The following is a 685-nucleotide window of genomic DNA, read 5'->3' on the forward strand; positions in this document are numbered from 1 at the left end:
AATCACCCACGCCGACCCCACCGGACTCTTCTGGAAAGGCATCATCGACCTCATCCAGGAGACGGTGGAACGCGCCGTCATCCACCAGAACTCCACCCGAAACTCCCCCAGCGGCGGCGGGGGCGGCGGCAGCGGGGGCGGCAGTGGAGGCGGTGAGACGGCAACCCAGGCGTCCTTCACAGCCGCCCCGGCAAGCTGTGTGGGCGCCGCCTGCATACCCCGCATCACTCTGCCCTGGAAGGAGACAGTGGAGGGGTGGTTTGAGAACATCGTACCGGGATGGGGTTGCTTGATTAATCCCGGATTCAACTCGGAATGCGGGGCCGCTGTCCTGGAAGTCCCGATGACCAAGGCCGTCGGGACCGTGATGAAAGCCGGCAAGAAGATCGCCGACAAGATCCTGGACGCCAGGAAGGCCAAAAAGGCCGACGAGGCGAAGCCCAAAGCAGATTCCAAATCGCCTGAGTGTGAAAGCAACAGCTTCACTGCCGGCACACCGGTACTGATGGCCGACGGCACCACAAAACCCATCGAAGACGTGAAAGTCGGCGACAAGGTACTCACCACCGACCCCGAAACCGGCAAAACCAGTATCGAAACCGTCACAGCCGAGATCGTCGGCACCGGGTCCAAGAACCTGGTTCAGATCACCGTCGACGTCGACGGCAAGCACGGGAAGAAGACT

1 protein-coding gene is annotated in these 685 nt (G+C 61.9%); it reads left to right on the plus strand.

Annotated features, from left to right (window positions below):
- On the plus strand, nt 1-685 hold a 685-nt coding region (locus tag H5J30_RS36170; RefSeq protein ID WP_220189666.1), incomplete at both ends, for a Hint domain-containing protein.

It is taken from the genome of Streptomyces phytophilus (assembly GCF_013870535.1).
GTDB lineage: Bacteria > Actinomycetota > Actinomycetes > Streptomycetales > Streptomycetaceae > Streptomyces > Streptomyces phytophilus.